This window comes from Citrobacter sp. Cpo071, assembly GCF_030332765.1.
GTDB classification, from domain to species: Bacteria; Pseudomonadota; Gammaproteobacteria; order Enterobacterales; family Enterobacteriaceae; genus Citrobacter; species Citrobacter portucalensis.
In genome coordinates, this window is record NZ_JAOWHE010000080.1 from 177,085 (window position 1) to 203,869 (window position 26,785).

23 protein-coding genes are annotated in these 26,785 nt (G+C 52.7%); 10 read left to right on the plus strand and 13 right to left on the minus strand.

The features are described 5' to 3' along the window. Positions 1-86: 86 nt before the first annotated feature. The 4 genes from thyA to rppH all read right to left on the minus strand — a co-directional run bounded on the left by thyA (position 87) and on the right by rppH (position 4,743). Entirely contained in the window at positions 87-881 is a 795-nt protein-coding gene (gene thyA, locus OGY09_RS12830) for a thymidylate synthase (protein WP_003033990.1), read from the minus strand. A gap of 6 nt (positions 882-887) precedes the next feature. Beyond that, positions 888-1,763, minus strand: a complete 876-nt coding sequence (gene lgt, locus OGY09_RS12835; protein WP_003825606.1) for a prolipoprotein diacylglyceryl transferase — start codon at positions 1,761-1,763, stop codon at positions 888-890. Positions 1,764-1,953: 190 nt separating this feature from the next. Next, entirely contained in the window at positions 1,954-4,200 is a 2,247-nt protein-coding gene (gene ptsP, locus OGY09_RS12840) for a phosphoenolpyruvate--protein phosphotransferase (RefSeq protein WP_003825604.1), read from the minus strand. Between the two features lie 12 nt (positions 4,201-4,212). Beyond that, positions 4,213-4,743, minus strand: coding sequence for an RNA pyrophosphohydrolase (rppH, locus tag OGY09_RS12845; RefSeq protein WP_003825602.1), 531 nt, complete (start codon positions 4,741-4,743; stop codon positions 4,213-4,215). Positions 4,744-5,427: 684 nt separating this feature from the next. On the opposite strand from rppH, the gene mutH reads away from it, so the two are divergent. The 4 genes from mutH (at position 5,428) to OGY09_RS12865 (ending at position 8,422) form a co-directional block, all read left to right on the plus strand. After that, positions 5,428-6,123, plus strand: a complete 696-nt coding sequence (mutH, locus tag OGY09_RS12850; RefSeq protein ID WP_003033965.1) for a DNA mismatch repair endonuclease MutH — start codon at positions 5,428-5,430, stop codon at positions 6,121-6,123. Between the two features lie 75 nt (positions 6,124-6,198). After that, the gene (locus tag OGY09_RS12855) at positions 6,199-6,912 is read left to right on the plus strand and encodes a TerC family protein (protein WP_003033961.1); all 714 of its coding nucleotides are present in this window, start codon (positions 6,199-6,201) and stop codon (positions 6,910-6,912) included. A gap of 144 nt (positions 6,913-7,056) precedes the next feature. After that, positions 7,057-7,275: a lipoprotein YgdR gene (gene ygdR / locus OGY09_RS12860; RefSeq protein WP_000758660.1), complete on the plus strand. Its 219-nt coding sequence runs from the start codon at positions 7,057-7,059 to the stop codon at positions 7,273-7,275. Between the two features lie 106 nt (positions 7,276-7,381). Further along, positions 7,382-8,422, plus strand: a complete 1,041-nt coding sequence (locus tag OGY09_RS12865) for an NADP(H)-dependent aldo-keto reductase (RefSeq protein ID WP_032944858.1) — start codon at positions 7,382-7,384, stop codon at positions 8,420-8,422. Between the two features lie 300 nt (positions 8,423-8,722). Here the strand turns inward: OGY09_RS12865 and lplT are convergent, their stop codons facing one another. Together lplT and aas are read right to left on the minus strand one after the other, a co-directional pair. Continuing rightward, positions 8,723-9,916: a lysophospholipid transporter LplT gene (gene lplT, locus OGY09_RS12870; RefSeq protein ID WP_008785713.1), complete on the minus strand. Its 1,194-nt coding sequence runs from the start codon at positions 9,914-9,916 to the stop codon at positions 8,723-8,725. Beyond that, complete coding sequence (aas, locus tag OGY09_RS12875) at positions 9,909-12,068, minus strand: bifunctional acyl-ACP--phospholipid O-acyltransferase/long-chain-fatty-acid--ACP ligase (RefSeq protein WP_032944860.1); 2,160 nt, start codon at positions 12,066-12,068, stop codon at positions 9,909-9,911. Before aas ends, lplT begins: the two co-directional genes overlap by 8 nt. A 597-nt stretch (positions 12,069-12,665) precedes the next feature. Here aas and galR point away from each other — a divergent pair. Next, a complete protein-coding gene (galR, locus tag OGY09_RS12880) occupies positions 12,666-13,694 on the plus strand; it encodes an HTH-type transcriptional regulator GalR (protein ID WP_003033945.1) in 1,029 nt (342 codons plus the stop codon). A gap of 13 nt (positions 13,695-13,707) precedes the next feature. Further along, positions 13,708-14,718, plus strand: a complete 1,011-nt coding sequence (locus OGY09_RS12885; RefSeq protein WP_008785715.1) for a LacI family DNA-binding transcriptional regulator — start codon at positions 13,708-13,710, stop codon at positions 14,716-14,718. Between the two features lie 107 nt (positions 14,719-14,825). On the opposite strand, the gene lysA is transcribed toward OGY09_RS12885, so the two are convergent. Continuing rightward, positions 14,826-16,082, minus strand: a complete 1,257-nt coding sequence (lysA, locus tag OGY09_RS12890; RefSeq protein WP_032944862.1) for a diaminopimelate decarboxylase — start codon at positions 16,080-16,082, stop codon at positions 14,826-14,828. 118 nt (positions 16,083-16,200) lie between these two features. Between lysA and OGY09_RS12895 the strand changes: the two genes are divergently transcribed. Beyond that, positions 16,201-17,136: a LysR family transcriptional regulator gene (locus tag OGY09_RS12895; RefSeq protein WP_008785717.1), complete on the plus strand. Its 936-nt coding sequence runs from the start codon at positions 16,201-16,203 to the stop codon at positions 17,134-17,136. On the opposite strand, the gene OGY09_RS12900 is transcribed toward OGY09_RS12895, so the two are convergent. Then, the gene (locus OGY09_RS12900) at positions 17,108-17,815 is read right to left on the minus strand and encodes an aspartate/glutamate racemase (RefSeq protein ID WP_032944864.1); all 708 of its coding nucleotides are present in this window, start codon (positions 17,813-17,815) and stop codon (positions 17,108-17,110) included. The two genes, OGY09_RS12895 and OGY09_RS12900, sit on opposite strands and share 29 nt — an antisense overlap. Before the next feature lie 141 nt (positions 17,816-17,956). Here OGY09_RS12900 and OGY09_RS12905 point away from each other — a divergent pair, with 141 nt between their 5' ends. Then, entirely contained in the window at positions 17,957-18,283 is a 327-nt protein-coding gene (locus OGY09_RS12905; protein ID WP_003033932.1) for a cupin domain-containing protein, read from the plus strand. Positions 18,284-18,389: 106 nt separating this feature from the next. Here OGY09_RS12905 and araE read toward each other — a convergent pair whose 3' ends face one another. The 5 genes from araE to OGY09_RS12930 all read right to left on the minus strand — a co-directional run bounded on the left by araE (position 18,390) and on the right by OGY09_RS12930 (position 24,429). Then, on the minus strand, positions 18,390-19,808 hold the full coding sequence (gene araE / locus OGY09_RS12910; protein WP_003033926.1) for an arabinose-proton symporter AraE: 1,419 nt from the start codon (positions 19,806-19,808) through the stop codon (positions 18,390-18,392). A 315-nt stretch (positions 19,809-20,123) separates the two neighbouring features. Beyond that, positions 20,124-20,885, minus strand: a complete 762-nt coding sequence (kduD, locus tag OGY09_RS12915; RefSeq protein WP_003033923.1) for a 2-dehydro-3-deoxy-D-gluconate 5-dehydrogenase KduD — start codon at positions 20,883-20,885, stop codon at positions 20,124-20,126. Positions 20,886-20,942: 57 nt separating this feature from the next. Continuing rightward, a complete protein-coding gene (gene kduI, locus OGY09_RS12920; RefSeq protein WP_008785720.1) occupies positions 20,943-21,779 on the minus strand; it encodes a 5-dehydro-4-deoxy-D-glucuronate isomerase in 837 nt (278 codons plus the stop codon). A 484-nt stretch (positions 21,780-22,263) separates the two neighbouring features. Then, positions 22,264-23,442, minus strand: coding sequence for an acetyl-CoA C-acetyltransferase (locus OGY09_RS12925; RefSeq protein ID WP_032944867.1), 1,179 nt, complete (start codon positions 23,440-23,442; stop codon positions 22,264-22,266). Between the two features lie 102 nt (positions 23,443-23,544). Beyond that, positions 23,545-24,429 carry a LysR family transcriptional regulator gene (locus OGY09_RS12930; RefSeq protein ID WP_032944868.1) on the minus strand — a complete coding sequence of 295 codons (885 nt, stop codon included), beginning with the start codon at positions 24,427-24,429 and terminating at the stop codon, positions 23,545-23,547. Positions 24,430-24,530: 101 nt separating this feature from the next. Here OGY09_RS12930 and OGY09_RS12935 point away from each other — a divergent pair, with 101 nt between their 5' ends. Beyond that, a complete protein-coding gene (locus tag OGY09_RS12935; protein ID WP_008785723.1) occupies positions 24,531-24,986 on the plus strand; it encodes a multidrug/biocide efflux PACE transporter in 456 nt (151 codons plus the stop codon). Between the two features lie 142 nt (positions 24,987-25,128). After that, a complete protein-coding gene (locus tag OGY09_RS12940; RefSeq protein ID WP_008785724.1) occupies positions 25,129-26,358 on the plus strand; it encodes an amino acid permease in 1,230 nt (409 codons plus the stop codon). Positions 26,359-26,785: the final 427 nt, after the last annotated feature.

Consider the following 26,785-nt stretch of genomic DNA (forward strand, 5'->3'; position numbering starts at 1 on the left):
TATTTCAGGAATCCGCGCCGAAGAACGCGATTTGAGACAAAAAAAACCGACGCACATGGGCGTCGGTTGTGACAGCATGAAACAGGTTAGATAGCTACCGGTGCTTTAATACCCGGGTGCGGATCGTAGCCTTCAATTTCGAAGTCTTCGAAGCGATAGTCAAAGATTGATTCAGGCTTACGTTTGATAACCAGTTTCGGCAGCGCGCGAGGTTCACGGCTAAGCTGCAGATGCGTTTGATCCATATGGTTGCTGTACAGGTGCGTGTCGCCGCCGGTCCAGACAAAATCACCCACTTCCAGATCGCACTGCTGCGCCATCATGTGTACCAGCAAAGCGTAGCTGGCAATGTTAAACGGCAGGCCGAGGAACACATCGCACGAACGCTGATACAGCTGGCAGGAGAGCTTGCCATCCGCCACGTAGAACTGGAAGAACGCATGGCACGGTGCCAGCGCCATTTTATCCAGCTCACCGACGTTCCATGCGGAAACGATGATGCGGCGAGAGTCCGGATCATTTTTCAGCTGGTTTAGCACGGTGGTGATCTGGTCGATATGGCGACCATCTGGCGTAGGCCACGCGCGCCATTGTTTGCCATAAACCGGGCCTAAATTACCGTTTTCATCCGCCCATTCGTCCCAGATTGAGACGTTGTTTTCATGCAGGTAGGCAACGTTAGTATCGCCCTGCAAGAACCACAGCAGCTCATGAATGATCGAGCGTAAATGGCAGCGTTTAGTCGTAACCAGCGGGAACCCTTCCTGCAGATTAAAACGCATCTGATGACCAAAAATGGAAAGCGTTCCGGTTCCGGTACGGTCGTTTTTCTGTGTGCCTTCATCCAGCACTTTTTGCATCAGTTCTAAATACTGTTTCATGGTTCCTCAGGAAACGTGTTGCTGTGGGCTGCGGCGGTACGCCCAAACCATCATAATAATGCCTGCGACAATCATCGGGATAGAGAGGATCTGCCCCATGCTGATGTACTGTACCCAGGTGCCGGTAAACTGCGCATCCGGCTGGCGGAAGAATTCAACAATAATACGAAACGCGCCATAACCAATCAGGAACAGACCGGATACCGAGCCCATCGGGCGCGGTTTGCGAATGTACAAGTTCAGAATGATAAACAGCACAACGCCTTCCAACGCCATCTCATAAAGCTGTGAGGCGTGGCGTGGCAGCGAGCCGTAGGTATCAAAAATAGACTGCCATTGCGGGTTAGTTTGCAGCAGTAAAATATCTTCGGTACGGGAGCCCGGGAACAGCATGGCGTACTTGAAGTTCGGGTCAACGCGTCCCCACAGCTCACCGTTGATAAAGTTGCCCAGACGCCCTGCACCAAGGCCAAAGGGAATCAGCGGGGCAATGAAATCAGAAACCTGGAAGAACGAACGCTTAGTGCGTTTGGCGAAGATAATCATCACCAGGATCACACCGATAAGTCCACCGTGGAAGGACATACCGCCGTCCCAGACGCGGAACAGATACAGGGGATTATCGAGGAATAACGGGAAGTTATAGAACAGTACGTAACCAATACGCCCACCGAGGAAAACCCCGAGGAAGCCCGCATACAGTAAGTTTTCTACTTCATTTTTGGTCCAGCCACTGCCCGGACGATTCGCGCGGCGCGTCGCCAGCCACATCGCGAAAATAAACCCCACCAAATACATTAAGCCGTACCAGTGAAGCGCGACGGGTCCGATTGAGAAAATGACCGGATCGAAATCCGGAAAATGCAGATAGCTACTGGTCATCTGTCACCACAAGTTCTTGTTATTTCGCTGAAGTCAGACAGCAATTGATAAGCGCGCCTGCATAATGCAGGCGCTCCAAAGGTGCGAATGATAGCACAAGGGGTTAGAAGCGGATGCCGGGAAGATGTAAAAGATCTGTATAGGTAATCTCTATCCCCCGTAATACCTGATAGCGCTACGCTTATCAGACCTACAATCCCCCGCGAATCAAGCCCCCCATGCCACGACGCTCCATGAAGGCCGCTACCTGATGGCGTACTTCTGTTGCCATCTGTGCCTCCAGGCTGCGCTGCGCCAGCGTTTGCGCCTCATCAAAATCGATATGACGCAGCAGATATTTTACGCGAGCGACAGAACGACCGTTCATCGACAAATGACGGAAACCGAGACCGATCAGAATAGCCACGCACATCGGGTCGCCCGCCATTTCACCACACAGGCGCAAATCGATACCGCTTCTTTCGGCTTCCTGCGCAATCATCGCCAGCGCACGCAACATCCCCGGATGCAGGCTGTCATAAATGCTGGCTACCCGTGTGTTGTTACGATCGACGGCCAGTATGTACTGGGTAAGGTCGTTGGTTCCAACCGAGATAAAGTCTATCCGGTTTGTCAGATGCGGCAGCATGAACACCATCGACGGAACTTCCAGCATGATGCCAATGCGCGGTTTCGGGATCTCGTAACCGATCATCTCCTCCACTTCGCGTCCGGCGCGTTCAATCAAACGTCGCGCTTCGTCCACTTCATCGATGCTGGTTACCATCGGCAGCAAAATGCTCAAGTTTCCGGTTGCCGCATTCGCACGCAGCATAGCGCGAACCTGGATCAAAAAGATCTCCGGCTGATCGAGCGTTATGCGGATCCCTCGCCAGCCAAGGCACGGGTTCTCTTCACTGATCGGCATGTAGGGCAGCTGTTTATCGGCGCCGACATCCAGCGTACGCAGGGTCACCGGCTTGTCGTTAAACATTTGCAGCATACCCTGATACTGCGCAACCTGTTCTTCTTCCGAAGGAAATCCGCTTTGCAGCATGAACGGGATTTCGGTGCGATAGAGGCCAATGCCGTCGATTCGGCTACCCAGCTTTTCTTCATGTTCCGGGCTGAGGCCCGCATTGAGCATCACCTTCACGCGCTCGCCGCTTTTCAGCTGTGCTGGCTGGTTGACGTCGTCTTCCGCCAGGCGGCTCAGCTCAATTTCTTCACTGATAAGACGCTGGTATTCCTGGATTAATACCGGTTCCGGATCGACCAGCAGTTCACCGCGATAACCGTCCACCACCAGCGTACGGCGATGCAGCACCGACGGCTGGATATCGGCCCCCATGACGGTAGGGATACCCAGCGCACGCACCATAATTGCCGCATGAGAGTTGGCTGCGCCGTCCCGGACAACCACGCCAACTAACCGGTCCTGAGGAAGCTCCGCCAGCGTGGTCGCCGAAAGTTCGTCCGCCACCAGCACAAAGCGTTCCGGCCAGGCATTCGGCCCCTGGATAGAGTCATCAAGGTGGAACAGCAGGCGCTGGCCCAGCGCGCGTAAATCTCCGGCCCGCTCTTTGAGGTAGTTATCGCTCAGCGCGGCGAACTGTTCGGCAAACTTTTCGATGATCGTTTTAACCGCCCACTCGGCCACCGAACCGTTATCCACTTCCGCAAACAGCTCGCGGCGCAGACGGGTATCGGAAAGTAAGTGCGAGTAAAGATCAAAGATCGCCGCCGTTTCTTTCTGCGCCCCAGCGGTAAAACGCTTGCTGTAGCGGCGGAATTCGTTCGCCGCCTCTTCCAGCGCACCGGTCAGTCGCTCGCGTTCAAGCACAGGATCCAGCGTTGAAGCCTGGTAGACCTGTTCCATCAACGGCAGCGTCGCATCCTGCCAGCCTTCGGCTATTGCCACACCGGGAGCGGCAGGCAGCGCACGGATGCGCGTTTGACGGTACTGGCCGAACAGCGCGTTTAGCTGCGACTGCGAAAGTATGGCCGCCATTTGCGTGGCGAGCGTGACGAGGAAAGACTCTTCACTTTCATCGTACTGACGCAGTTCACGCTGCTGCACCACCAGCACACCTAAAAGCTGGCGACGCTGAATGATCGGTACGCCTAAGAATGCACGAAAACGCTCTTCTTTTACCGAAGGAATGTATTTAAAGCTGGGATGTTTTTGCGCATCGGCGAGGTTGATAGGTTCCGCCAGCCTGCCAACCAGGCCAACGATACCTTCATCAAACGCGAGTGCGACAGTGCGACCACGTGGTTTTTTTAGTCCCCGGGTCGCCATGAGGTAATAACAACGTCGATCGTGATCGGCCAGATAAACCGAACAGACCTCTGTATCCATCGCAAGACAGATGTCGGTAACCAGTATATTCAGCGCTTCGTTCAGACGCGGAGCACTGGCCACCTTTTCGACTATTTCGCGCAGGCGGGTGAGCATAATTTGCGTAGCTTAACCTCTTTTACGTCTGTACGCAGGTGCGCTTTGCGGTTTAGGAGTGCTCTCCTGAAGCGCCATGACAACACTTGCGAATTCTTTCATCACCCTGCGATAGACATCGCGTTTAAATGACACCACCTGTCGAACCGGATACCAGTAACTCACCCAGCGCCAGCCGTCGAACTCAGGTGTACTGCTGGTTTGCATATTGATTTCAGCATCGCTGCTGACCAATTGCAGAAGAAACCATTTTTGTTTCTGGCCGATACAAACCGGCTTCGTGTCCCAACGCACCAAACGTTTCGGTAACTTGTAACGCAACCAGTTACGAGTAGAAGCAAGGATCCGTACATCTTTACGACTGAGACCCACTTCTTCAAAGAGTTCCCGGTACATCGCCTGCTCTGCTGTCTCTCCTGCGTTGATCCCACCTTGTGGGAATTGCCAGGAGTGCTGACCAAATCGCCGGGCCCACATGACCTGCCCCTGGCGGTTACAAATTACTATCCCTACATTCGGGCGGTAGCCATCGTCATCAATCACCGGACTACCTCAACATAAACCTTATATACAAACGATTGTTTCACACTCCTGAGGGGCGGTAAACCACTCTGTTAAGGGTGCGATATTCTAATAACAATTGAATAACTCACAGTTAAAGGCCGAGTTATAAACAGAAGAAGGGCAAGCAAGGCGATTTTATTCACCTTTTCTGTGGATATAGTTGTGAAGAAGTACGGAATTACTATGGGAAAACCCAGAACAGTCCGAATAAGACATTCGTCACATATCAAAAATACTCTTATACATTCATAAAGTTAAAACCGATCCACGCAGATAAACACACAGAAATGTGATGTGCATCACGCATACGATCTTCACGCTGATGAAAGATCGACCAGCGTTGGTTTTATCCACAGATTATGCCAATAAGTTAGGCACAATTTGTGTGAAAATTCGATTTTCGTCGCACGTCAAGGCTGTAAATTGAAACAGTAGTGGGGGTTTTTCACAGTTATCCCATCTTTCTGTGGATAACATGGTGTAAGATCCTGTTCATTGTCAGTGACCAGAATTGGAAAACCCGCTTCGCTGTTGCGCAACTCTGCGAACGTGAATCTAAAAACCAATATAAATCATAGAATTGAATAAAGCATGTGGAAAAAGATAAACTCTGTCCACACGGTATAAAATCATTGCTCATTTTTTCACCTAAGGGTTAACCCGATGCCAGAACTCCGTCCGTTACTTTCTCCCCCTGAATCTGAAGCCCAGTTGCTGAGCCAGGCACGGCAGCTTTCGGGCTACGCGTTAGGAGAATTAGCGGCAATGGCGGGAATCGTTACGCCGAAGGATCTTAAGCGCGATAAAGGCTGGATTGGCGTCCTGCTGGAAATCTGGCTCGGTGCCAGCGCGGGCAGTAAACCAGAGCAGGATTTTGCGGCGCTTGGCGTGGAGCTGAAAACGATCCCTGTGGACAGTCTTGGCAGACCGCTGGAAACCACCTTTGTGTGTGTGGCGCCGTTAACCGGCAATACCGGCGTCACCTGGGAAACCAGCCATGTACGGCACAAACTCAAACGTGTTCTGTGGATCCCGGTAGAAGGCGAACGCAGCATCCCTCTGGCTGAGCGCCGCGTCGGCTCTCCCCTGCTGTGGAGCCCGAATGAAGAAGAAGACCGGCAATTGCGTCTGGACTGGGAAGAGTTAATGGACATGATTGTGTTAGGACATGTCGAACGCATCACCGCTCGCCATGGGGAAGTACTGCAACTGCGTCCTAAAGCCGCCAACGCCCGCGCGCTTACCGAGGCCATTGGCGCCAACGGCGAACCCATCCTGACCCTGCCACGCGGCTTTTACCTGAAAAAGAACTTCACCCGCGCATTGCTTGAGCGACATTTCTTGTTCCAGGCGCAATAGGCACCGTCCGGCCTTTCACCCGCCGCGTTACGGGCCTATAATTACCGCTTCTTTTTTTTGGCAGGACTTTGTTCGATGTTATTTGCATGGATAACCGATCCTAACGCCTGGCTTGCGCTCGGTACGCTGACGCTGCTGGAGATCGTTCTTGGGATCGACAATATTATTTTCCTTTCTCTGGTTGTAGCCAAACTCCCGACAGCGCAACGCAATCATGCCCGACGTATTGGGCTGGCGGCGGCGATGATCATGCGTCTGGCACTGCTGGCTTCTATCGCCTGGGTAACGCGGCTGACAAACCCGTTATTCGAGCTGTTTGGCGAGGCGATATCAGCACGCGACCTGATCCTTCTGCTGGGGGGATTGTTCCTGATCTGGAAAGCCAGTAAAGAGATCCACGAATCCATTGAAGGTGAGGAAGAGGGGTTAAAAACCCGCGTATCTTCTTTCCTGGGCGCGATTGTACAGATCATGTTGTTAGACATTATCTTCAGTCTGGATTCCGTGATTACTGCGGTTGGTTTGTCCGATCATCTGTTTATCATGATGGCGGCGGTGGTGATTGCCGTAGGCGTGATGATGTTTGCTGCTCGCCCGATTGGTGAGTTTGTCGATCGCCACCCTTCGGTGAAAATGCTGGCGCTCTCGTTCCTGATTTTGGTCGGTTTTACGCTAATTCTGGAAAGTTTCGACGTCCACGTTCCGAAAGGATATATCTATTTCGCCATGTTCTTCTCTATCGCTGTAGAGACCCTGAACCTGTGGCGTAATAAAAAAAATCCGCTCTGAGGAAACCCATCGCTCCCTGCAAGGGGAGCGAATGCCGGCCACACCTACCCCTTCTCACAGTTTAAGATTTTACTGCTTTCACCATGCACAACTTCGCGTTATTACTAAACTATTGTCAGACGCAGGCCATGTGAGGATAAGCAGATGAAAAAATGGGCAGTTTTGATTTCCGCCGTAGGACTGGCTTTTGCCGTTTCCGGATGCAGCAGCGATTATGTTATGGCGACAAAAGATGGTCGAATGATCCTGACCGATGGAAAACCAGAAATTGACGATGATACCGGTCTGGTGAGCTATCACGACCAGCAGGGCAATGCGATGCAGATTAACCGTGATGATGTGTCTCAAATCATTGAACGCTGATGGTTGAGGTCAGCAGCGCGCTGGCCTTAACAATTTTACTTCCCTTTTTCTCTTCCCTCAGCCATTTTTATAATCCTTATGTCGTGATTATAAAAAGGAAACGGCTATGCAATATCACCGTATACCCCACAGCTCGCTGGAAGTCAGTACACTGGGGCTGGGCACAATGACGTTTGGTGAACAAAACAGCGAAGCCGACGCACATGCACAGCTCGATTATGCCGTAGCACAGGGCATTAATTTGATCGACGTTGCCGAGATGTATCCGGTACCGCCGCGTCCTGAAACCCAGGGTCTCACCGAAACCTACGTAGGTAACTGGCTCGCCAAACACGGCAGCCGCGAAAAGCTGCTCGTTGCGTCTAAGGTCAGCGGACCATCACGTAACAACGACAGCGGCATTCGACCGAATCAGGCGCTTGACCGTAAAAATATCCGTGAAGCGCTGCACGACAGCCTGAAAAGACTGAAAACCGATTATCTGGATCTGTATCAGGTTCACTGGCCGCAGCGCCCGACTAACTGTTTTGGTAAGTTAGGCTACAGCTGGACAGACTCCGCGCCGGTCGTTTCCCTTCTCGATACGCTGGACGCACTGGCCGAGTTTCAGCGCGCCGGGAAAATTCGCTACATCGGCGTTTCTAATGAAACCGCGTTTGGCGTGATGCGCTATCTGCACCTGGCGGACAAACACGATCTGCCACGCATCGCCACCATCCAGAACCCCTACAGCCTGCTGAACCGCAGCTTTGAGGTTGGACTGGCTGAAGTGAGCCAGTATGAAGGCGTTGAGCTGCTGGCTTACTCTTGCCTGGGCTTCGGTACGTTAACCGGGAAATACCTGAATGGCGCGAAACCTGCCGGTGCACGCAATACGTTGTTTAGTCGTTTCACGCGCTACAGCGGCGAGCAGACGCAGAAAGCCGTTGCGGCCTATGTAGATATCGCGAAACGCCATAATCTGGATCCTGCGCAAATGGCGCTGGCGTTCGTGCGTCGTCAGCCGTTTGTCGCCAGCACTTTGCTGGGCGCCACGACGATGGAGCAGCTAAAAACCAACGTTGAAAGTCTGCATCTGGAGTTGAGCGAAGAAGTACTGGCAGAGATTGAAGCGGTGCATCAGGTGTATACCTATCCTGCACCGTAACAGTTAGCGCCTGATGGCGCTGCGCTTATCAGGCCTACAAAGTGAGCATCCTGTAGGCCGGATAAGGCAACGCCGCCATCCGGCACATTCATAGCATGCTCATCTCGAACCGTGACGATTAGCGCCTGATGGCGCTGCGCTTATCAGGCCTACAAAGTGAGCATCCTGTAGGCCGGATAAGGCAACGCCGCCATCCGGCACATTCATAGCATGCTCATCTCGAACCGTGACGATTAGCGCCTGATGGCGCTACGCTTATCAGGCCTACAAAGTGAGCATCCGGCAACAGCATACAACAGACTAATGGCGGCGCTGCCAAATCCACAGCGCCGCAATCGCCAGCGCAAACAGCGCACCAAATCCAATACCAATCGCAACAGCCGGGATCCCCACCAGCACCGCCAGTGAGTAAATACCGAGCATCAACAGCATCGCGCTGTTTTCGCCCAGGTTTTGCACCGCTATCGCATTACCCGCGCCGACGCTTTTCTTACCCCGTTCCTGCAGCAACGCATTCAGCGGTACCACAAAGAAGCCACCCGACACGCCGATAAGCATCAGCAATGCGTAAGCCGGAAGCAGCGAATGTTGAAGAGAGAAAATCAGCACCACTACGCCAATCAGGATCCCCGCAGGCATACAGCGCGACACGGTTTCCAGCGTTACGAGCTTCGCTGCCGCACCCGCACCGACCACAATCCCGATTGCTACCATGGCATTGAGGTAGGTCGGTGTGGCGTTATCGGTGATGCCGAGCGCCACCGGGACCCACAGCACCAGCAGAAAACGCAGCGTAACACCCGCGCCCCAAAAAAGGCTGGTTCCCACCAGCGAGAAACGCGTCTCGCCATTACGCCACAACGATGAAGCAGCACAGAAGAAACTGCGCGTCATTTTCCCCAGATGCCAGGACTGGCCAGGACGAGCCGCGGCCAGTTTCGGGATATACAGGTTAGCCACCACCGCGCCAGCATAGGCCAGGGCACATGCAGAAAGCGCGGCAATCACGTGCCAGTCGGCCAGAACGCCGCCGGCGACAGAACCGAGCAAAATCGCGGCAATGGTGGAGGCTTCCATCAGGCCGTTAGCCTTCACCAGTTTGTCGCCGGTAGTCAGTTCACCGAGAATGCCGTACTTGGCCGGTGAATATGCCGCCGCGCCGATCCCCACCAGCGTATACCCAAGAAACGGATTAATACCGAAGCAAATACTCGCCGCGCCCAGCAGTTTCAGAGCGTTCGCGAACATCATCACTCTGCCTTTGGCAAAGCTATCCGCCACCTGTCCCACAAAGGGAGCAAACAGAATGTAAGCGCCCACAAACACCATTTGCAGGATTGGCTGACTCCAGTCCGGATAGAATTGTTCTTTCAGCAACGCCAGCGTAGCAAACAGCAACGCATTATCGCCAAACGCCGACAGAAACTGCGCGGCGATAACGGACATCATCCCTTTGGACCAGATTGAAGTGTTAGTGTGCACTGACTCACTCATGTTGTTTTTCCGGCTCATCGACCCAGCTTTTCAGCGTAACAAAATCCGGCTTACCGCTGCCGAGTAAGGGGAGTTGCTTCAGATGGCGAATATCACGCGGTACGGCGAGTTCAGGTACACCGTGCGCCCGCGCATACTGCTGTAGTTTTTCACGTGTCAGCTCGCTGTCGGTAGTGAACAGCACCAGCGCCTCACCTTTGCTGGCATCACTCTTGATCGCCGTGGCGTGCATTTTGTCTGCGGATACCGCCAATGTCAGTTGCTCAACCATTTCCAGCGAAACCATCTCTCCGGCAATTTTAGCGAAACGCTTAGCGCGCCCCTGAATCTGTACAAAGCCGTTTTCATCAAAGCGCACGATGTCTCCGGTGTCATACCAGCCGCGCTCAATCTCACCTTGCGCATTCTCTGCTGTCGGCACTTCCAGCACGCCAGGTTTTTCGACGCGCAAATAGCCACTCATAATATTAGGACCTTTCAGCTGTAAACGCCCACCGTCCTCAATTCCCGGAACGGCCAACAGTCGAGCATCCATACCAGGCAAGATGCGCCCTACCGTTCCCGATTTTGCCGCCATTGGTACGTTAATCGACACAACCGGCGCACATTCCGTCACGCCATAGCCTTCAAGAACGCGCAGGCCAAATTTCTCCTGCCACAGCTGCTTTGTGCTGTCCTGAAGTTTTTCCGCTCCCGCCACCACATAGCGCAGGCGGTGGAAATCGTACGGATGCGCAAAACGCGCGTAGTTGCCGAGGAACGTTGAAGTACCAAACAACACGGTGCAGTTCCGGTCGTATACCAGCTCTGGCACAATGCGGTAATGCAGCGGGCTGGGATAAAGAAACACTTCTGCGCCAGTCAGTAGCGGCGTGAATAATCCCACCGTCAGGCCAAAGGAGTGGAACAGCGGCAGCGCCGACATAAAACGGTCATCGGCGGTGAAATCGGCAATCGTTTTGATCTGCTCAACGTTCGCCAGAATGCTTTTATGACTGTGAACCACACCTTTCGGATGGCCTTCTGAGCCAGAAGTAAAGAGGATCACCGCAGCGTCTTCCGGCTGCTGCTTCACCTGCGCCAGATGCGGTGCCAGCAGATGTGAGAAAATCCACAGCTTATCGCTGAAGGTCACATCAGCTTTTAAGTCTTCCAGATAAACCCAACGCACCTGGGTGAGCTGTTCCGGTAAATGCCAGAGTTTGCCTTTATCGAGAAACTGTCGGGATGTGAAGATCGTTTTAATTTCAGACGCAGTAATGGCGCTGGTTAATCCTTTCACGCCCGCGGTGTAGTTCATCATGGCCGGAATGCGTCGACGCGCAATGGCGCCAAAAATAACCGCCGCGCTGATCCCCGCGTTTGGCAGCATCAGGCCGATTTTTTCACCTTCGACGCTGTATTTTTCCAGAATACGGGCCACAAAGAGCGTCTTTGTCAGCAGTTTGCGGTAGCTGTCCGGGGTAAAGTTAACATCTTCAATGCAGTTTTTGCCTGCGCCAAAACGGTATTTCGCCGCCAGCAGCGACTCGTATAGCGTTTCACGCGGACGAACCGCCATGCGTGCTTCCATCATAATTTGATGCAGCATCTCTCCGGCAATTTTGCGGCGATCGCGAGCACGCGGAGCTTCCGGCATCGGCAGTTGTGTGGGCGGTAGGATGTGTAAGCGGATGCGCGGGAAGAATCGCTGTTTAACCAAACCTTTCAGGCGGCTAAAGCGGGAAAGCTCCGCGCCTTCAATGCGCACAGGAACCACCGTCGCCCCCGACTTAGCGGCAACAAACCCCGCGCCGTCATAAATTTTCATTAACGAGCCGGAGGTCGAAATACGTCCTTCCGGGAAAATAACCACCGGACGGCCCTGTTCGACCAGACGAACCAGATGTTTAATCGACATCGGTTTGGTTGGATCTAACGGTACGAAATCAATCAGCGGAGTTAGCCAGCGCATATACCATTGCTGGCTGATCGAGGTGTAAACAGCGAAGACGGGACGAATCGGTAAAAAGAGCGCCAACAGGATGCCGTCTATAAATGAGACATGGTTGGGAGTGATTAGAACGCGTTCTCCCTGTAGCGCGCTGACATCGCCCGTGACGCGAACGCGGAAAAGCACGCGAAACAGATTACGAAAAAAGCCAAATAGCATCTCAACTCCCTGTGCCATTAATTATATAAACATCAATGGTGGGAGAGTATACGAGTTGGGGAATGGGCGCGACAGGTAACTGGTAAATACAATCCGAAAAAAAACCTGCGCATCCGCGCAGGTTGGTGCAAGAGACAGGTACGAAGTGCGTACCGAATAATCTCACCAATCAATACCTCTGGGATCTTGATTGTGGTCGTCAGCAGCCAGATACGCCAGTGCGAAAACGCAAAGGAATGAACCCAAATGCAACGAGTTGTGTAAATTATCGGTTACTGTTACAGATAGGCTGAAGGTAAAAAAAAACCTGCGCATCTGCGCAGGCTGGTGTAATTCTAGTGATCAACCCGAAAGTTGATTTCACCTATCAATACCTCTGGGATCTCAACTCTAGCAATCTGCTCAGTTCCCTCACCAGCGAACAATCGCAACAGCACATCGCAAAGTGTAAGCAAAAATTAGCATTTTCTATTTTCTGTCTTACTTCGCTCGTGTGCGCTCACATTTGCGACGTTCTGACGGGCAATCTGCTTGAACAGCCAGCCATTTTCCGTAACACTGACGGAATGTAAGCGTTTACCCACAACAGGTACTATCATGGCGACCATAAAGGATGTAGCCCGACTAGCTGGTGTATCAGTCGCCACCGTTTCTCGAGTGATTAATGATTCCCCTAAAGCCAGCGAAGCATCGCGCCTAGCCGTAACGAGTGCAATGGAATCACTCAGCTACCACCCCAACGCCAATGCGCGTGCGCTGGCACAACAATCCACTGAAACCATCGGTCTGGTGGTAGGTGATGTGTCCGATCCATTTTTTGGGGCAATGGTTAAAGCTGTCGAGCAGGTGGCGTATAACACCGGTAATTTTTTACTGATTGGTAACGGCTACCATAACGAACAGAAGGAACGACAGGCGATTGAACAGCTCATTCGCCACCGTTGCGCAGCCCTTGTTGTCCACGCAAAAATTATCCCGGATGCTGAGCTGGCATCACTCATGAAGCAAATCCCCGGCATGGTATTGATTAACCGAATTCTGCCGGGATTCGAACAACGCTGCGTTGCCCTTGATGACCGTTTCGGCGCATGGCTCGCGACCCGACACCTCATTCAGCAGGGCCATACACGCATTGGCTATCTGTGCTCCAATCACACGATTTCAGATGCGGAAGATCGTCTGCAAGGCTATTACGACGCGCTGGCAGAGAGCAATATTCCTGTCAGCGATCGACTGGTAACGTTTGGTGAACCGGATGAAAGCGGCGGTGAGCAGGCCATGACAGAGTTACTTGGCCGTGGCAAAAACTTCACTGCGGTAGCCTGCTACAACGACTCAATGGCGGCTGGTGCCATGGGCGTATTGAATGATAACGGCATTGATGTGCCGGGAGAAATCTCGCTGATTGGTTTTGATGATGTGCTGGTTTCCCGCTACGTGCGCCCGCGTCTGACCACGGTGCGCTACCCGATCGTGACGATGGCAACCCAGGCTGCCGAACTGGCGCTCGCGCTGGCGGAGAAGCGTCCCGTGCCTGAAATTACCCACGTTTTTAACCCAACTCTGGTGCGTCGCCATTCCGTTTCGACGCTGACAGAGCCGGGGAATTCATCGTCAAACGATTAACCAGGATAGCGTTATGACTACGATGTTGGACGTTTCACGACACGCAGGCGTCTCAAAAGCGACCGTTTCGCGCGTACTGAATGGCACGGGTCAGGTAAAAGAGAGCACGCGCCAGAAAGTGTTTAAGGCCATGCAGGCACTTGATTATCGGCCTAATTTTTTAGCGCGCTCTTTGGCAAACCGCACCAGCAACAGCATTGGTCTGGTAGTTTCCACATTTGATGGATTCTACTTTGGCCGCCTGCTGCAACAGGCTTCACGCCAGACGGAATCTCACGGCAAGCAGTTGATCGTCACCGACGGACACGACACACCAGAGCGTGAGCAGGAAGCAGTGCAAATGCTGGCGGACAGGCAGTGCGACGCCATTATTCTCTATACCCGCTATATGAGTGAAAAGGCGATTATGTCGTTGATGAACAGCATTGCTATGCCCTTGCTGGTCATCAACCGTGATGTCAGCCAGGCCCGCGATCGCGCAATTTTCTTTGAACAGGAAGACGCGGCCTATCAGGCGGTCAATTACCTGATCTCCCAGGGCCATAGCGATATTGCTTGTATCACTGTGCCAGGTCATACGCCTACCGGTAAATCCCGCCTGATGGGGTATCGTAAGGCGCTGGAAAAAAACGGTATTCCCTGGGATCCCGATAAGGTCAAATACGGCGACTCCACGATGACGCGAGGCTATGAGGCCTGCCGTGAACTGCTGGAGGAAGGGGTAAAATTTAGCGCCCTGTTCGCCTGTAACGATGACATGGCATTAGGCGCATCAAAAGCGTTACATCAGGCCGGGCTGAGGATCCCAACGGATGTCTCACTGTTTGGTTTTGATGATGCGCCCAGCGCCAAATGGCTGGAGCCGGGGCTGTCTACCGTTTATCTACCGATTGATACCATGATAACCACGGCAATCGACCAGGCTATCCGGCTGGCCAACGGCGAGAGCGTCGAGCCAATCCCACCGTTTACCGGCAAACTGGTACTACGTGACTCAGTAACGCTCGGGCCATACTTTAAGTAATCAAATGCCGGATGGCGGCGCAAGCGCCTTATCCGGCCTACAGGCCCCGCAGTTAATCTTGTAGGCCGGATAAGCGTAGCGTCATCCGGCATTTCACAACGCTGTAATCAGATTAATTCCAGCGCTAACAGCTCATCAATGGTCTGGCGACGGCGAATTAGCCGCGCCACGCCGTTATCGAACAAAACCTCCGGCAGCAGCGGACGGCTATTGTAGTTTGACGACATTGAAGCGCCGTACGCCCCAGTATCATGCAGCACCAGATAATCGCCCGGCACCACCGCAGGCAACAGACGGGTTTCCACATTTCCGCCTTCCTGCTGGGTAAACACGTCGCCGGATTCGCACAGCGGCCCGGCTACCACGGTTTCCCGTTGTGGGGTGTGTTCCAGAGAGCGACCATCCCCTGCCAGCGCGGAGATATGGTGATAACTACCGTACATGGCCGGGCGCATTAGATCGTTGAAGCCCGCATCGATCAGCACAAAGTGGCGGCTACCCATCTCTTTTACGCTACGCACCTGCGCCACTAACACACCGGCTTCCGCGACCAGAAAACGACCTGGCTCTATCTCAAGCGCGACCGGGTGACCCAGGTGTTTAGCAATCTGTTCACGCGCAGCGTTCCACAATCCAAAGTAGTGATCGGTATCGATCGCCTCTTCGCCTTCGCGATACGGGATTGATAAACCGCCACCCGCGGAGATCGCCTCCAGATCCTGGCCAAATTCAACCACCTGGCGCACCATCGCACCGCACACCTGCTCCAGATGCGCATAGTCCACGCCGGAGCCGATATGCATATGAATCCCCACCAGCTTCAGCTTATAGCGCTGAATCACCTCCAGCGCCGCGGGAAGATCGCTATACCAGATCCCGTGCTTGCTGTTTTCGCCGCCGGTATTGGTTTTCTGACTGTGCCCATGCCCAAAGCCAGGGTTTACGCGTAGCCACACGCGATGGCCCGGCGAGACCTGGCCCAGTTGTTCCAGCATATCCACCGACCCGGCATTTACCGGAATGCGCAATTCATGCACCCGCGCGAGCGTCGCTTCATCAATCATATCGGCGGTAAAGACGATTTCATCTTTCCCCGGTACGAAGCCTGCCGCCAACGCACGTTCAATTTCGCCAAGCGAGACGGAATCAACCTTCACGCCCTGCTCGCGCATCAGGCGCAAAATATGAATATTCGAACATGCCTTTTGGGCGAAACGCACCACGTCAAACTGACTCAATTTGGCAATCTGCCCGCGGATAATCTGCGCATCATAGACCCACACCGGGCAGCCGAATTCGGCAGGCAGGCGCAGCAGGTTGTCGGCGGTCAGGTCAGTGTCAGTACTATTGAGTGGGCGTGGCATGGTGTGCTCCGGTATTGGCTTTTTTATGATTACGCCACAGCCCGAAAAGAATAAAAAATATCGTTTTATCGTGAGTCTATGCAAAAATGATATGGATTGATTCATTCGAGGATTGCCCATGCCCGCCGTTAACCTGCGACACATCGAAATTTTTCACGCCATCATGACGGCAGGCAATCTGACAGAAGCCGCGCGCATGCTACATACCTCGCAGCCCACCGTCAGCCGGGAACTGGCCCGATTCGAGAAAGTGCTGGGATTAACGCTGTTTGAACGTACGCGTGGCCGACTGCACCCAACCGTGCAAGGGTTACGTCTGTTTGAAGAGGTGCAACGTTCGTGGTATGGCCTGGACAGAATTGTGAGCGCCGCCGAAAGCCTGCGCGAGTTTCGCCAGGGCGAATTGTCGATTGTTTGCCTGCCGGTATTCTCACAGTCTTTTTTACCGCCGCTGCTGCAGCCATTCCTCGCACGCTATCCACAAGTCAATATTCAGATAGTGCCGCAGGAGTCACCGCTGCTGGAAGAGTGGCTGTCGGCGCAGCGCCACGATCTGGGGTTAACGGAAACGCTGCATACGCCTGCCGGAACGAAACGCACCGAATTGCTGGCGCTGGATGAAGTGTGCGTGTTGCCGCAGGGCCATCCGCTGACTAAGAAAGCGGTGTTAACGCCGCAGGATTTTCAGGGAGAAAACTACATCAGCCTGTCGCGCACCGACAGCTACCGTCAGCTACTGGATACCCTGTTTAATGAGCACCAGGTGAAGCGCCGCATGGTGATTGAAACCCATAGCGCCGCTTCAATTTGTGCAATGGTACGGGCAGGCGTGGGGATCTCGGTGGTGAACCCACTGACCGCGCTGGATTACGCCAGCAGCGGAGTCGTTATCCGCCGCTTCAGTATTTCGGTACCCTTTACAGTCAGCCTGATTCACCCGCTTCATCGCCCCGCCTCGGCGCTGGTTGATGCTTTTACGGCGCATCTGCAGGCCCATCTACCGAGGCTTATTGACCCGCTGGAGGCTATTTTGCATCCACAGCCGAAAGCATAAACGCCACCGCATCTTGCGCATGGATTGCCGCGGTGTCGAAAACCGGTAGTGGGCTTAGCTCGGTGGGAACCAGCAGACCAATCTCGGTACAGCCAAAGATCACCCCTTGCGCCCCCTGTTTCGCCAGTTGGTCGATGACGCCCAGGTAATAATCGCGGGAAGCCTCGCTGAATTCACCGAGACACAGCTCATCGAAAATAATCTGGTTTATTTTCTGACGATCATCAGCTTCAGGGATCAACGTGCTAATGCCGAATTCAGTCTGTAAACGCCCGCGGTAAAAATCCTGCTCCATGGTGTAACGCGTACCCAGTAGCGCCACGTTGTTCATCTGCTGCTTTTGTATCGCCCGCCCCGTCGCGTCAGCAATATGCAGAAACGGCACATCACAGGCGCTTTCAATCGCCTCTGCAACTTTGTGCATGGTATTGGTACACAAAACAATTCCTTGCGCCCCGGCTTGCTGTAGCCCTGTGGCGGCCTGCGCGAGGATCTCACCGGCTCGCTGCCAGTCACCGCTTGACTGGCAGACTTCAATCTCGTGAAAATCCACGCTGTGCAACAGAATCTGTGCCGAATGCAGACCACCCAGACGCTGTTTTACCCCTTCATTAATGAGTCGATAATAAGGAATGGTAGATTCCCAGCTCATACCGCCTAACAGACCGATCGTTTTCATCATTTCCCCTGACTCGTTGTTGTCTCTCCAGTGAACCAAAGATGTGATCAACTTTCCACATCTGTTGGCGTGCATTTCTTTTTTTAATTTTCTGATATAGCTTTAATGAAACATTGTTTTAATTAATTACAGGAAGGCCGGATGTTTATTTTTCATAAAGAGACCACGCTTGACGATCTGGGCAATGGCGTTACCCGGCGTATTCTTGCTCACGACGGTAACATGATGGCGGTTGAGGTGAACTTCGAGCAAGGCGCAATCGGCCCGATGCACAATCATCCGCATGAGCAGCTGACTTACGTGTTGTCCGGTGAGTTTGAATTTACCATCGGCGAAGAAAAGCATGTCGTTAGGGCAGGTGATACCCTGTATAAACAGCCCAACATTATGCATGGCTGCGTCTGCTTAAAACCGGGAACGCTGCTGGATACCTTTACCCCAATTCGCGAAGATTTTCTGCACGGGTAAGGCGCTAAATAAAAAAACCGGGTCGCGTTGACGCTTTCCCGGCCTATAAGAGACTCCACTCGCAGGCCGGATAAGGCTGAACCGCCATCCGGCATGCTTGTCTGACTTACACCCCAATATCTCTTAACTTCTCGCCTGCCATCAGCTTACGTTCGATATGCTCCAGCGTGACGTTTTTGGTTTCTGGAATCAGCCAGAACGTGATGCCAATAAACACGACGTTCAGCGCAGTATAGAGCCAGAACGTACCGGCGGCGCCAATGCTGTCGAGCAGCGTCAGGAACGTTGCGCCAATGATCATGTTCGACACCCAGTTGGTGGTGGTGGAGCAGGTAATACCAAAATCACGGCATTTCAGTGGCTGAATTTCCGAACACAGGATCCACACCACCGGCGCGGCACTCATCGCATAGCCTGCAATACACATCATCGTCATGCCAACTGACAGCCAGGATAGCCCACTGGAAGCCGTGCCGTTATCAAACTGCATCAGGCAATAACCAAGCACCAGCGTCCCTATAGCCATTACGCTGAAACCAATTTTCAGCGCCGGTTTACGTCCTGCTTTGTCGACCGTGAAGACGGCAATAAAGGTGGCGAACATAAACGTTAAGCCAACTACCAGCGTGGCAATCATCTGCTGCTCTGTGGTGGTAAAACCCGCCATTTTAAAAATGCGCGGCGCGTAGTACATGATGATGTTCATCCCGGTGAACTGCTGCATCGCCTGCAGTAACATTCCGAGGAAAACCGCACGACGCACGTTACGGTTAATTTTAAACAGCGCCCAACCACCCTGCTTCAGCTTCAGGCTTTCACGGATTTCGTTCAGCTCATCGCGGGCTTTTTCTGACGTATCGCGCAACATGCGCAGTACTTCTTCAGCTTCGATGTGGCGACCTTTCTCCGCCAGCCAGCGCGGGCTGTTGGGCAAGAAAACAACCAGAATAATCAGCAATACAGCCGGAAGCGCCAGCACGCCAAGCATAGCGCGCCAGTTACCGCTGTAGCTGAACGCGGTATCGGACAAAAAGGCCAAAACGATGCCCAGCGTCACCATCAGCTGATACATACTGATCATCTTGCCACGCACATTTTCGCTGGCCATTTCAGAGAGATAGAGCGGTGCGGTGTAAGACGCGATCCCCACCGCTACGCCCAGCACCACGCGGGCAAAAATGAGCATTTCTACGCTGGAGGCAAACGCCGAGCCCAGAGATCCGACGACGAAAAGGATCGCGCCCGCCATCAGGCTGTATTTGCGCCCCAGGCGGAATGACAACCAACCGTTAAACAGCGCACCAATTGCCGCACCCAGCATCATGCTGCTTACCACCCACTCCTGCAGGCGGCTGGTCAACACAAAGTGATCGGTGATAAAAGGCAACGCGCCAGCAATCACGCCAATATCCAGGCCGAATAACAACCCTGCGACAGCCGCAGAGATAGAAACAAACATATTCATACGTCGCGTATCGCGCACTGGGCGCGGCGCTAAAGCAGCATCATTATTTATTGAGACCATTTTTTCCTGCCAGATACAGAGTAACCATGCCATTGAAAGTAAGGGATCCCTTGCAGGAAGCGTCAGGCGGGAAACGGCAAAAATATGGATTAAATAGCTACACCACATGGTTATGTGATGGATATTCCAATTTTAAAATTTACCGACAATCACTCAATTAAATTTAATTCGTTGATATTAAAGAATATTAAAAACAATAAATTTATACGTATGAAATTTAATATGGAATAATTTATAACCATAATATGGATTTTAATGATCCGAATATAAAAAAACCCTGCCAGAGGGCAGGGTTTAACGGTTCTGGAAAGCGAATTAACGTGCCAGCCAGCCGCCATCTACTGCAACGGTATAGCCGTTGATATAGTCAGATGCGCTGGACGCCAGGAACACGACAGGCCCCATCAGGTCGCTCGGTAAACCCCAACGACCCGCCGGGATACGATCGAGGATCTCTGCGCTACGTTGCTCATCAGCACGCAGCTGTTGAGTGTTATTCGTCGCCATGTAACCCGGTGCAATCGCGTTGACGTTGATGTTATGTTTTGCCCACTCGTTCGCCATCAGACGGGTAACACCCATTACGCCGCTTTTAGACGCGGTGTAAGACGGCACGCGGATCCCGCCCTGGAAGGAAAGCATAGAGGCGATGTTGATAATTTTGCCGCCGTTACCCTGAGCGATAAAGTGCTTCGCCGCGGCCTGAGACATAAAGAACACGCTCTTAATGTTCAGGTTCATCACGTCATCCCAGTCTTTTTCGCTGAAATCGATCGCATCGTCACGACGGATAAGACCCGCGTTGTTGACCAGAATATCGATATGGCCGAATTCTGCCACTGCGCGCTCCAGCAGCGCCGGAATACCATCGATTTGACGCAGATCGGCGGTCAGGCTTAAAAAACGGCGGCCCAGTGCGGTCACGCGTTCGATGGTTTCTGTCGGTTCAACAATATTGATACCGACGATATCGCAGCCCGCTTCAGCCAGGCCCAGCGCCATACCCTGACCCAAACCTGTGTCACAACCGGTCACAACGGCGACTTTACCTTCAAGAGAGAATGCATTCAAAATCATTGTAAATCCTTAATTTTTTATAATGCCCGCCGCAGCAGGCACGGCTGTCGCCCGCAACTAGCGCAGATCTTTTACTGCAACATGGTCCATATCATCAAAGACCTGGTTTTCGCCGACCATGCCCCAAATGAACGTATAAGCTTTTGTGCCGACGCCGGAGTGAATAGACCAGCTCGGAGAAATCACCGCCTGCTCGTTGTGCATCACAATATGACGCGTTTCCTGAGGCTGACCCATCATGTGGAAGACGCAGGTATCTTCTTCCATATTGAAGTAGAAATAGACTTCCATACGACGTTCATGGGTATGACACGGCATGGTGTTCCACAGGTTACCCGGTGCCAGTTCAGTCAGACCCATGCTCAACTGGCAGGTTTCCAGAACATCCGGCACAAAGTATTTGTTGATGGTACGACGGTTACTCGTGAGGTTATCGCCCAGCGTCACTGGCGCAACGTCTGCAGGCGTGACTTTCTTAGTTGGGTAAGTCGTGTGTGCCGGCGCGCAGTTGTAGTAAAACTTCGCCGGTTTCGCCGTATCAATACTGGCGAATACCACTTCTTTTGCCCCTTTTCCGACGTACAGCGCGTCGCGATGGCCAATTTCATAACACTGGCCGTCAACGGTAATCGTGCCCGGGCCGCCGATATTGATCACACCCAGCTCACGACGTTCGAGGAAATAGGTTACGCCCAGCTGTTTGCCGACTTCGCCACCCACAGAGACGGTTTTGGCCACTGGCATAATGCCGCCAACAATGATGCGGTCGATGTGGCTGTAGACCATGGTGTATTCATCTGCGACAAACACTTCTTCGACCAAAAACTCATTACGCAGTCCCTGAGTGTCCAGGGTTTTCGCATGCGCACTATGGATGCTTTGTCTTACGTCCACATTTACCTCCAGTGATAAATTGACCGTGAATGCTTAAACGAATAGCAAAACGCTGTTCCGTTTTATCTTATGCGCTCATGATATCCCTCCCTGAATGTGTTTTCAATTATAACTAAAACGATGTTTCACTTTTTCCGCATCTTATTATCAAAAGTGTAAGTGCGATCACGCTAGCGCATATAAATCGCAAAATTTGTTTAAATAAAATCATTTAAAACAATTAGATATATAAAAACACAAAAAAGTAGATCACTAGTGGCAGGGATAAGATATTGAAAATACAGCCAGGCTCATACGTCATTCACACACCTTTTCTAACAAAGTGCGCTATCAATCACATGAAATGAAACAACGTTTTGATATGTTGGCAGGGTTTAGAGTGTATGTTTCTGTAACTGGCCTTGCCCTCCTGTTGGAGGGCTTTTTTATAGATGCAGGAGAAAGTCATCAGAAAAGGCGTTTAAGCAGAGAAATCGAAGGGAAATTAGTCTCGTTCGATAGCGAGCGCCACCCCCTGACCACCACCAATACACAGTGTTGCCAGGCCCTTGTGCGCCCGACGTTTCACCATTTCATGTACCAGGGAAACCAGAATACGACAGCCAGATGCGCCAATCGGATGGCCGAGCGCAATGGCCCCGCCGTTCACATTCACCCGCCGTTCATCCCACTCCAGCATTTTCCCAACGGATAATGCCTGCGCGGCGAAGGCTTCATTAGCTTCGATAAGATCAACATCAGCCAGTTGCCAGCCCACACGCTCAAGGCAGCGGCGTGTTGCATACACTGGCGCAATCCCCATGAGCGCAGGGTCGACTCCGACGCTGGCAAAGGCGCGAATACGGGCCAACACAGGTAAGTTAAGTTCCTGCGCCTTGGCCTCGCTCATCATCATCACCGCAGCGGCACCGTCGTTGATGGATGACGCGTTACCCGCCGTTACCGAACCGAGTCTGTCAAAGGTAGGATCCAGACGCGCCAGCCCTTCGGCGCTGGCATCGGTACGCGGTTGTTCGTCGGTGTCCACCACGAACGATTGCCCGTTACGCTGTGTTACCACCGGCACGATTTCATCTTTAAAGCGTCCGGCATCAATTGCCATCCGCGCTTTGTGCTGCGAGTGCAGCGCGTAGGCATCCTGCAATTCGCGGCTGATTCCGTATTCTCGCGCCAGGTTTTCCGCGGTAACGCCCATGTGATAATCGTTGAAGGCATCCCACAGACCGTCATGTACCAGGCTGTCGACCAGTTGGCTGTTCCCCAGCTGTGCGCCAGTGCGGCTATCGGTAAGGACATGCGGTGCACGGCTCATATTCTCTTGCCCGCCCGCAATCACAATGTCGGCTTCACCACACTGGATAGCCTGGGTCGCCAGATGCAGCGCTTTCAGACCCGAGCCACAGACATCGTTAATGGTGATGGCGGAAACGGTATTGGGTAGCCCACCATTGATGGCAGACTGACGCGCAGGGTTCTGCCCGGCACCTGCGGTAAGCACCTGTCCGAGGATCACTTCATCCACAGCGTGAACGTCCACGCCCGTGCGTTCCAGTAACGCCTTGACCACCATGCTGCCTAACTCAACGGCAGAGTGGCGCGCCAGCGTCCCCTGGAAGCAGCCAATCGGTGTCCTTAATGCCCCGACGATCACAACCTCTTTCATCACTACCTCAGCGCAAAATAACATCGCAATAGTAGATGATTGTTAAAAATAGTTATCAAGGTTGTTTAAAAACGGTGATTTTTATCACAAAGGAAATTCGTATCACTTATTGGTCATCTGAACGCCACTCTGCTGTAAATGGTCACGCAACCAGCTTCCTGCCACACCAGGCGGTGATTTCTTATTCCACAACAGATCGATAGAGATAGCCTTTGGCCAGCCAGGCATCTTTAATTGCACCAGTGGTTTTTCTGCCGCAAACTCTTCCACCAGCGCACAAGGGAGCGCGCACCAGCCGAATCCCTGAACAGCCATACTTAGCAATAACAGATAGTTAGGAGCAGACCAGACGGGGCCGCGCGCCACGTTGGTGCCGCTTTCCAGATAGGTATTCAAACGCAGCTCGCGCCAGGTGTGTAGCTGCTCCCACTGCAGTTTTTCTTGAGCCGCGAGCGGATGCGACGCTGCAACGTATAATCCCATCCAGGTTTGCATCGGCAGACGCGTAACGCCCATGTCGGTCGGGTAAGCTTCCCGCGCCTCGATCAACCCCACCTGAGCACGTCCTTTTTGCAGCAGATCGATCACGTCTTCATCTTCACCAATCAGGCATTCAAACTCGGTATGGGGAAACTTGCGATCAAACTGCACCATCAACTCTTCCAGCACATCCGGATGCAGCGTGTCAGACAGCACAAAGGTCAGACGCGCCTCAGTTTCACCCGACAGCGAGATCGCCGCCTCATCGAGACGTTCGCTGGCCGTCAGAATTGCCTGCACATAGCCCAACACCCGCTTACCTTCCTCGGTCAGCGTTGGCTGGCGAGATGAGCGGTCAAACAGCGCAAAACCAAGATCGGCTTCCAGATGCGCAATGGCCGTACTGATAGTGGACTGGCTTTTGCGCAGCCGCCGGGCCGCCGCAGAAAATGAACCGCAGGAAACGGTCTCCACAAATGCCGTTAATGCTTCAGGAGAATAACGCATGAACTATCTACTTTATCGATGGATACTATCTTTTAGATATCACATAAAACGATAAAATTGCCACCATTCCGTTATCCGGGCATCAAAGAAGGTTTTAGGTTATGCAACACGATACTGTCCAACGCCGCTCGTTAGTGGAGCGTATTTTTCATGCCGTCTGCTTTGAAGGCATTGCCACCGCGATCCTCGCACCGACCACCGCATGGTTGATGCAGCGCTCGGTGCTGGAAATGGGCGGACTGACCATTCTTCTCGCCACCACAGCGATGATCTGGAATATCATTTATAACGCCCTGTTTGACCGTTTGTGGCCGTCGCACCTGGTAAAACGTACGGCGAAAGTGCGAGCATTTCACGCCTTAGGCTTCGAGAGCGGTTTTATTGTGATCGGGGTGAGCATCGTGGCGTATGTGCTGAACGTCAGCCTGGTTCAGGCATTCACGCTGGAAATAGGTTTCTTCCTGTTCTTCCTGCCGTACACCATGTTCTATAACTGGGCTTATGACACGTTACGCGAGCGCGTTATGAAGCGCCGCCAGCAGCGCGTTACTGCCTGATAATTAAAATAATAGTCGGAATCTTCTCGGTTCGGGCTATTGTCCCATTCACTCGCCCGCTTGTTCACACCTCCCCCTGCCCCTGCCATTTGTGGTAAATTGCGCTTCTTTTTGTTTATTTTATAGTTGATACGTTCAAATAATGTCGAAATTTTGGTCAAAAGAAGAGACTCTCTGGAGCTTCGCACTATATGGGACTGCCGTCGGCGCAGGAACCCTATTCCTACCCATACAGCTGGGTTCTGCAGGCGCGGTGGTATTGTTTATCACCGCACTCGTCGCCTGGCCTTTAACCTACTGGCCGCACAAGGCGCTGTGTCAGTTTATCCTGTCCTCAAAAACGTCGGCTGGTGAAGGGATCACTGGCGCGGTTACCCACTACTACGGCAAGAAGATTGGCAGCCTGATCACCACCCTCTATTTTATTGCCTTCTTTGTGGTGGTGCTGATCTACGCCGTAGCGATAACCAATTCACTCACTGAACAGCTGGCAAAACATATCACTATCGATCTGCGGATCCGCATGTTGGTCAGCCTTGGCGTGGTGCTGGTGCTGAACCTGATTTTTCTGATGGGCCGGCAAGCCACTATTCGGGTCATGGGCTTTTTGGTGTTCCCGCTCATCGCGTACTTTTTGTTCCTTTCGCTCTACCTGACCGGAAGCTGGCAGCCAACGCTACTCACCGGCCAGATGTCTTTCGATCAGCACACGCTTCATCAGGTTTGGATATCTATTCCCGTGATGGTTTTCGCTTTTAGCCATACGCCAATTATCTCTACGTTCGCCATCGACAGACGAGAGAAATACGGCGAGCAGGCCATGGGTAAATGCAAAAAAATCATGAAGGTAGCCTACGTCATCATCTGCCTGAGCGTACTGTTTTTCGTCTTCAGCTGCTTGCTTTCGATTCCGACAAACTATATCGAAGACGCGAAAAATGAAGGCGTGACGATTCTTTCCGCGCTGTCGATGATGCCAAACGCACCGGCATGGCTGTCGATTTCCGGGATCATCGTTGCCGTTGTCGCGATGTCAAAATCGTTCCTCGGCACCTACTTTGGCGTGATTGAAGGGGCAACGGAGGTAGTAAAAACGTCGTTGCATCAGGTGGGTGTGAAGAAAAGCCGGGCCTTTAACCGCGCTCTGTCCATCATGCTTGTCTCGGCTATCACGTTTATCATCTGCTGCATTAATCCTAATGCTATTTCAATGATTTACGCGATAAGCGGCCCGCTGATTGCCATGATTTTGTTTATCATGCCGACATTGTCTACCTATCTGATCCCGGCGCTGAAGCCGTACCGTTCAGTGGGTAACCTGATCACCCTGATTGTCGGTCTGCTGTGCGTATCTGTGATGTTTTTTGGCTAGAACGTGTTGTTTAACGGCTCATTCTCCTGAAAGTGGGTGCGATGTCGTTCAGTTAACGACTCAATTTCAGAAAGTTTCAACCTGTGTTGGCGGAAGTAATGAACATGCTATCTCAGAGAAGGGTTCCGTTCACCTCATGTTCATCGTTTCTCTGAAGCACCGATTCCTGTGAACGTGCAAGGGAGGCTCACCGCCGCCTCCCTTGCAACCCAGGCTCCCGGCGGGAAAATCGTCGCTACGCGATTCATTCGTCTTATGCCGTCTGCCTGTCGGGTCGGGGCCGAGCCTGCGTCCATGCAGCCCGTCCCCTCTGTCCGCATCCCTGCGGACAGCCCCGGTCAGACGTCAACTCCTCATCGATTTTCAGCCGGACCCGAGTCATCGCTTCAACGCTCTGATTTCCAGTTAAATCTGTTTTGCTGTTCAG

What these genes read in the sequence shown, in the direction of transcription:
- OGY09_RS12865 (WP_032944858.1), top strand. Translation starts at nt 7,382, where the DNA reads ATGCAATATCACCGTATACCCCACAGCTCGCTGGAAGTCAGTACACTG.
- kduD (WP_003033923.1), bottom strand. Translation starts at nt 20,885, where the DNA reads ATGATTTTGAATGCATTCTCTCTTGAAGGTAAAGTCGCCGTTGTGACC.
- lgt (WP_003825606.1), bottom strand. Translation starts at nt 1,763, where the DNA reads ATGACCAGTAGCTATCTGCATTTTCCGGATTTCGATCCGGTCATTTTC.
- aas (WP_032944860.1), bottom strand. Translation starts at nt 12,068, where the DNA reads ATGCTATTTGGCTTTTTTCGTAATCTGTTTCGCGTGCTTTTCCGCGTT.
- OGY09_RS12935 (WP_008785723.1), top strand. Translation starts at nt 24,531, where the DNA reads ATGCAACACGATACTGTCCAACGCCGCTCGTTAGTGGAGCGTATTTTT.
- OGY09_RS12900 (WP_032944864.1), bottom strand. Translation starts at nt 17,815, where the DNA reads ATGAAAACGATCGGTCTGTTAGGCGGTATGAGCTGGGAATCTACCATT.
- OGY09_RS12940 (WP_008785724.1), top strand. Translation starts at nt 25,129, where the DNA reads ATGTCGAAATTTTGGTCAAAAGAAGAGACTCTCTGGAGCTTCGCACTA.
- OGY09_RS12925 (WP_032944867.1), bottom strand. Translation starts at nt 23,442, where the DNA reads ATGAAAGAGGTTGTGATCGTCGGGGCATTAAGGACACCGATTGGCTGC.
- OGY09_RS12855 (WP_003033961.1), top strand. Translation starts at nt 6,199, where the DNA reads ATGTTATTTGCATGGATAACCGATCCTAACGCCTGGCTTGCGCTCGGT.
- ptsP (WP_003825604.1), bottom strand. Translation starts at nt 4,200, where the DNA reads ATGCTCACCCGCCTGCGCGAAATAGTCGAAAAGGTGGCCAGTGCTCCG.
- galR (WP_003033945.1), top strand. Translation starts at nt 12,666, where the DNA reads ATGGCGACCATAAAGGATGTAGCCCGACTAGCTGGTGTATCAGTCGCC.
- OGY09_RS12885 (WP_008785715.1), top strand. Translation starts at nt 13,708, where the DNA reads ATGACTACGATGTTGGACGTTTCACGACACGCAGGCGTCTCAAAAGCG.
- lplT (WP_008785713.1), bottom strand. Translation starts at nt 9,916, where the DNA reads ATGAGTGAGTCAGTGCACACTAACACTTCAATCTGGTCCAAAGGGATG.
- OGY09_RS12895 (WP_008785717.1), top strand. Translation starts at nt 16,201, where the DNA reads ATGCCCGCCGTTAACCTGCGACACATCGAAATTTTTCACGCCATCATG.
- OGY09_RS12905 (WP_003033932.1), top strand. Translation starts at nt 17,957, where the DNA reads ATGTTTATTTTTCATAAAGAGACCACGCTTGACGATCTGGGCAATGGC.
- araE (WP_003033926.1), bottom strand. Translation starts at nt 19,808, where the DNA reads ATGGTCTCAATAAATAATGATGCTGCTTTAGCGCCGCGCCCAGTGCGC.
- OGY09_RS12930 (WP_032944868.1), bottom strand. Translation starts at nt 24,429, where the DNA reads ATGCGTTATTCTCCTGAAGCATTAACGGCATTTGTGGAGACCGTTTCC.
- mutH (WP_003033965.1), top strand. Translation starts at nt 5,428, where the DNA reads ATGCCAGAACTCCGTCCGTTACTTTCTCCCCCTGAATCTGAAGCCCAG.
- thyA (WP_003033990.1), bottom strand. Translation starts at nt 881, where the DNA reads ATGAAACAGTATTTAGAACTGATGCAAAAAGTGCTGGATGAAGGCACA.
- ygdR (WP_000758660.1), top strand. Translation starts at nt 7,057, where the DNA reads ATGAAAAAATGGGCAGTTTTGATTTCCGCCGTAGGACTGGCTTTTGCC.
- lysA (WP_032944862.1), bottom strand. Translation starts at nt 16,082, where the DNA reads ATGCCACGCCCACTCAATAGTACTGACACTGACCTGACCGCCGACAAC.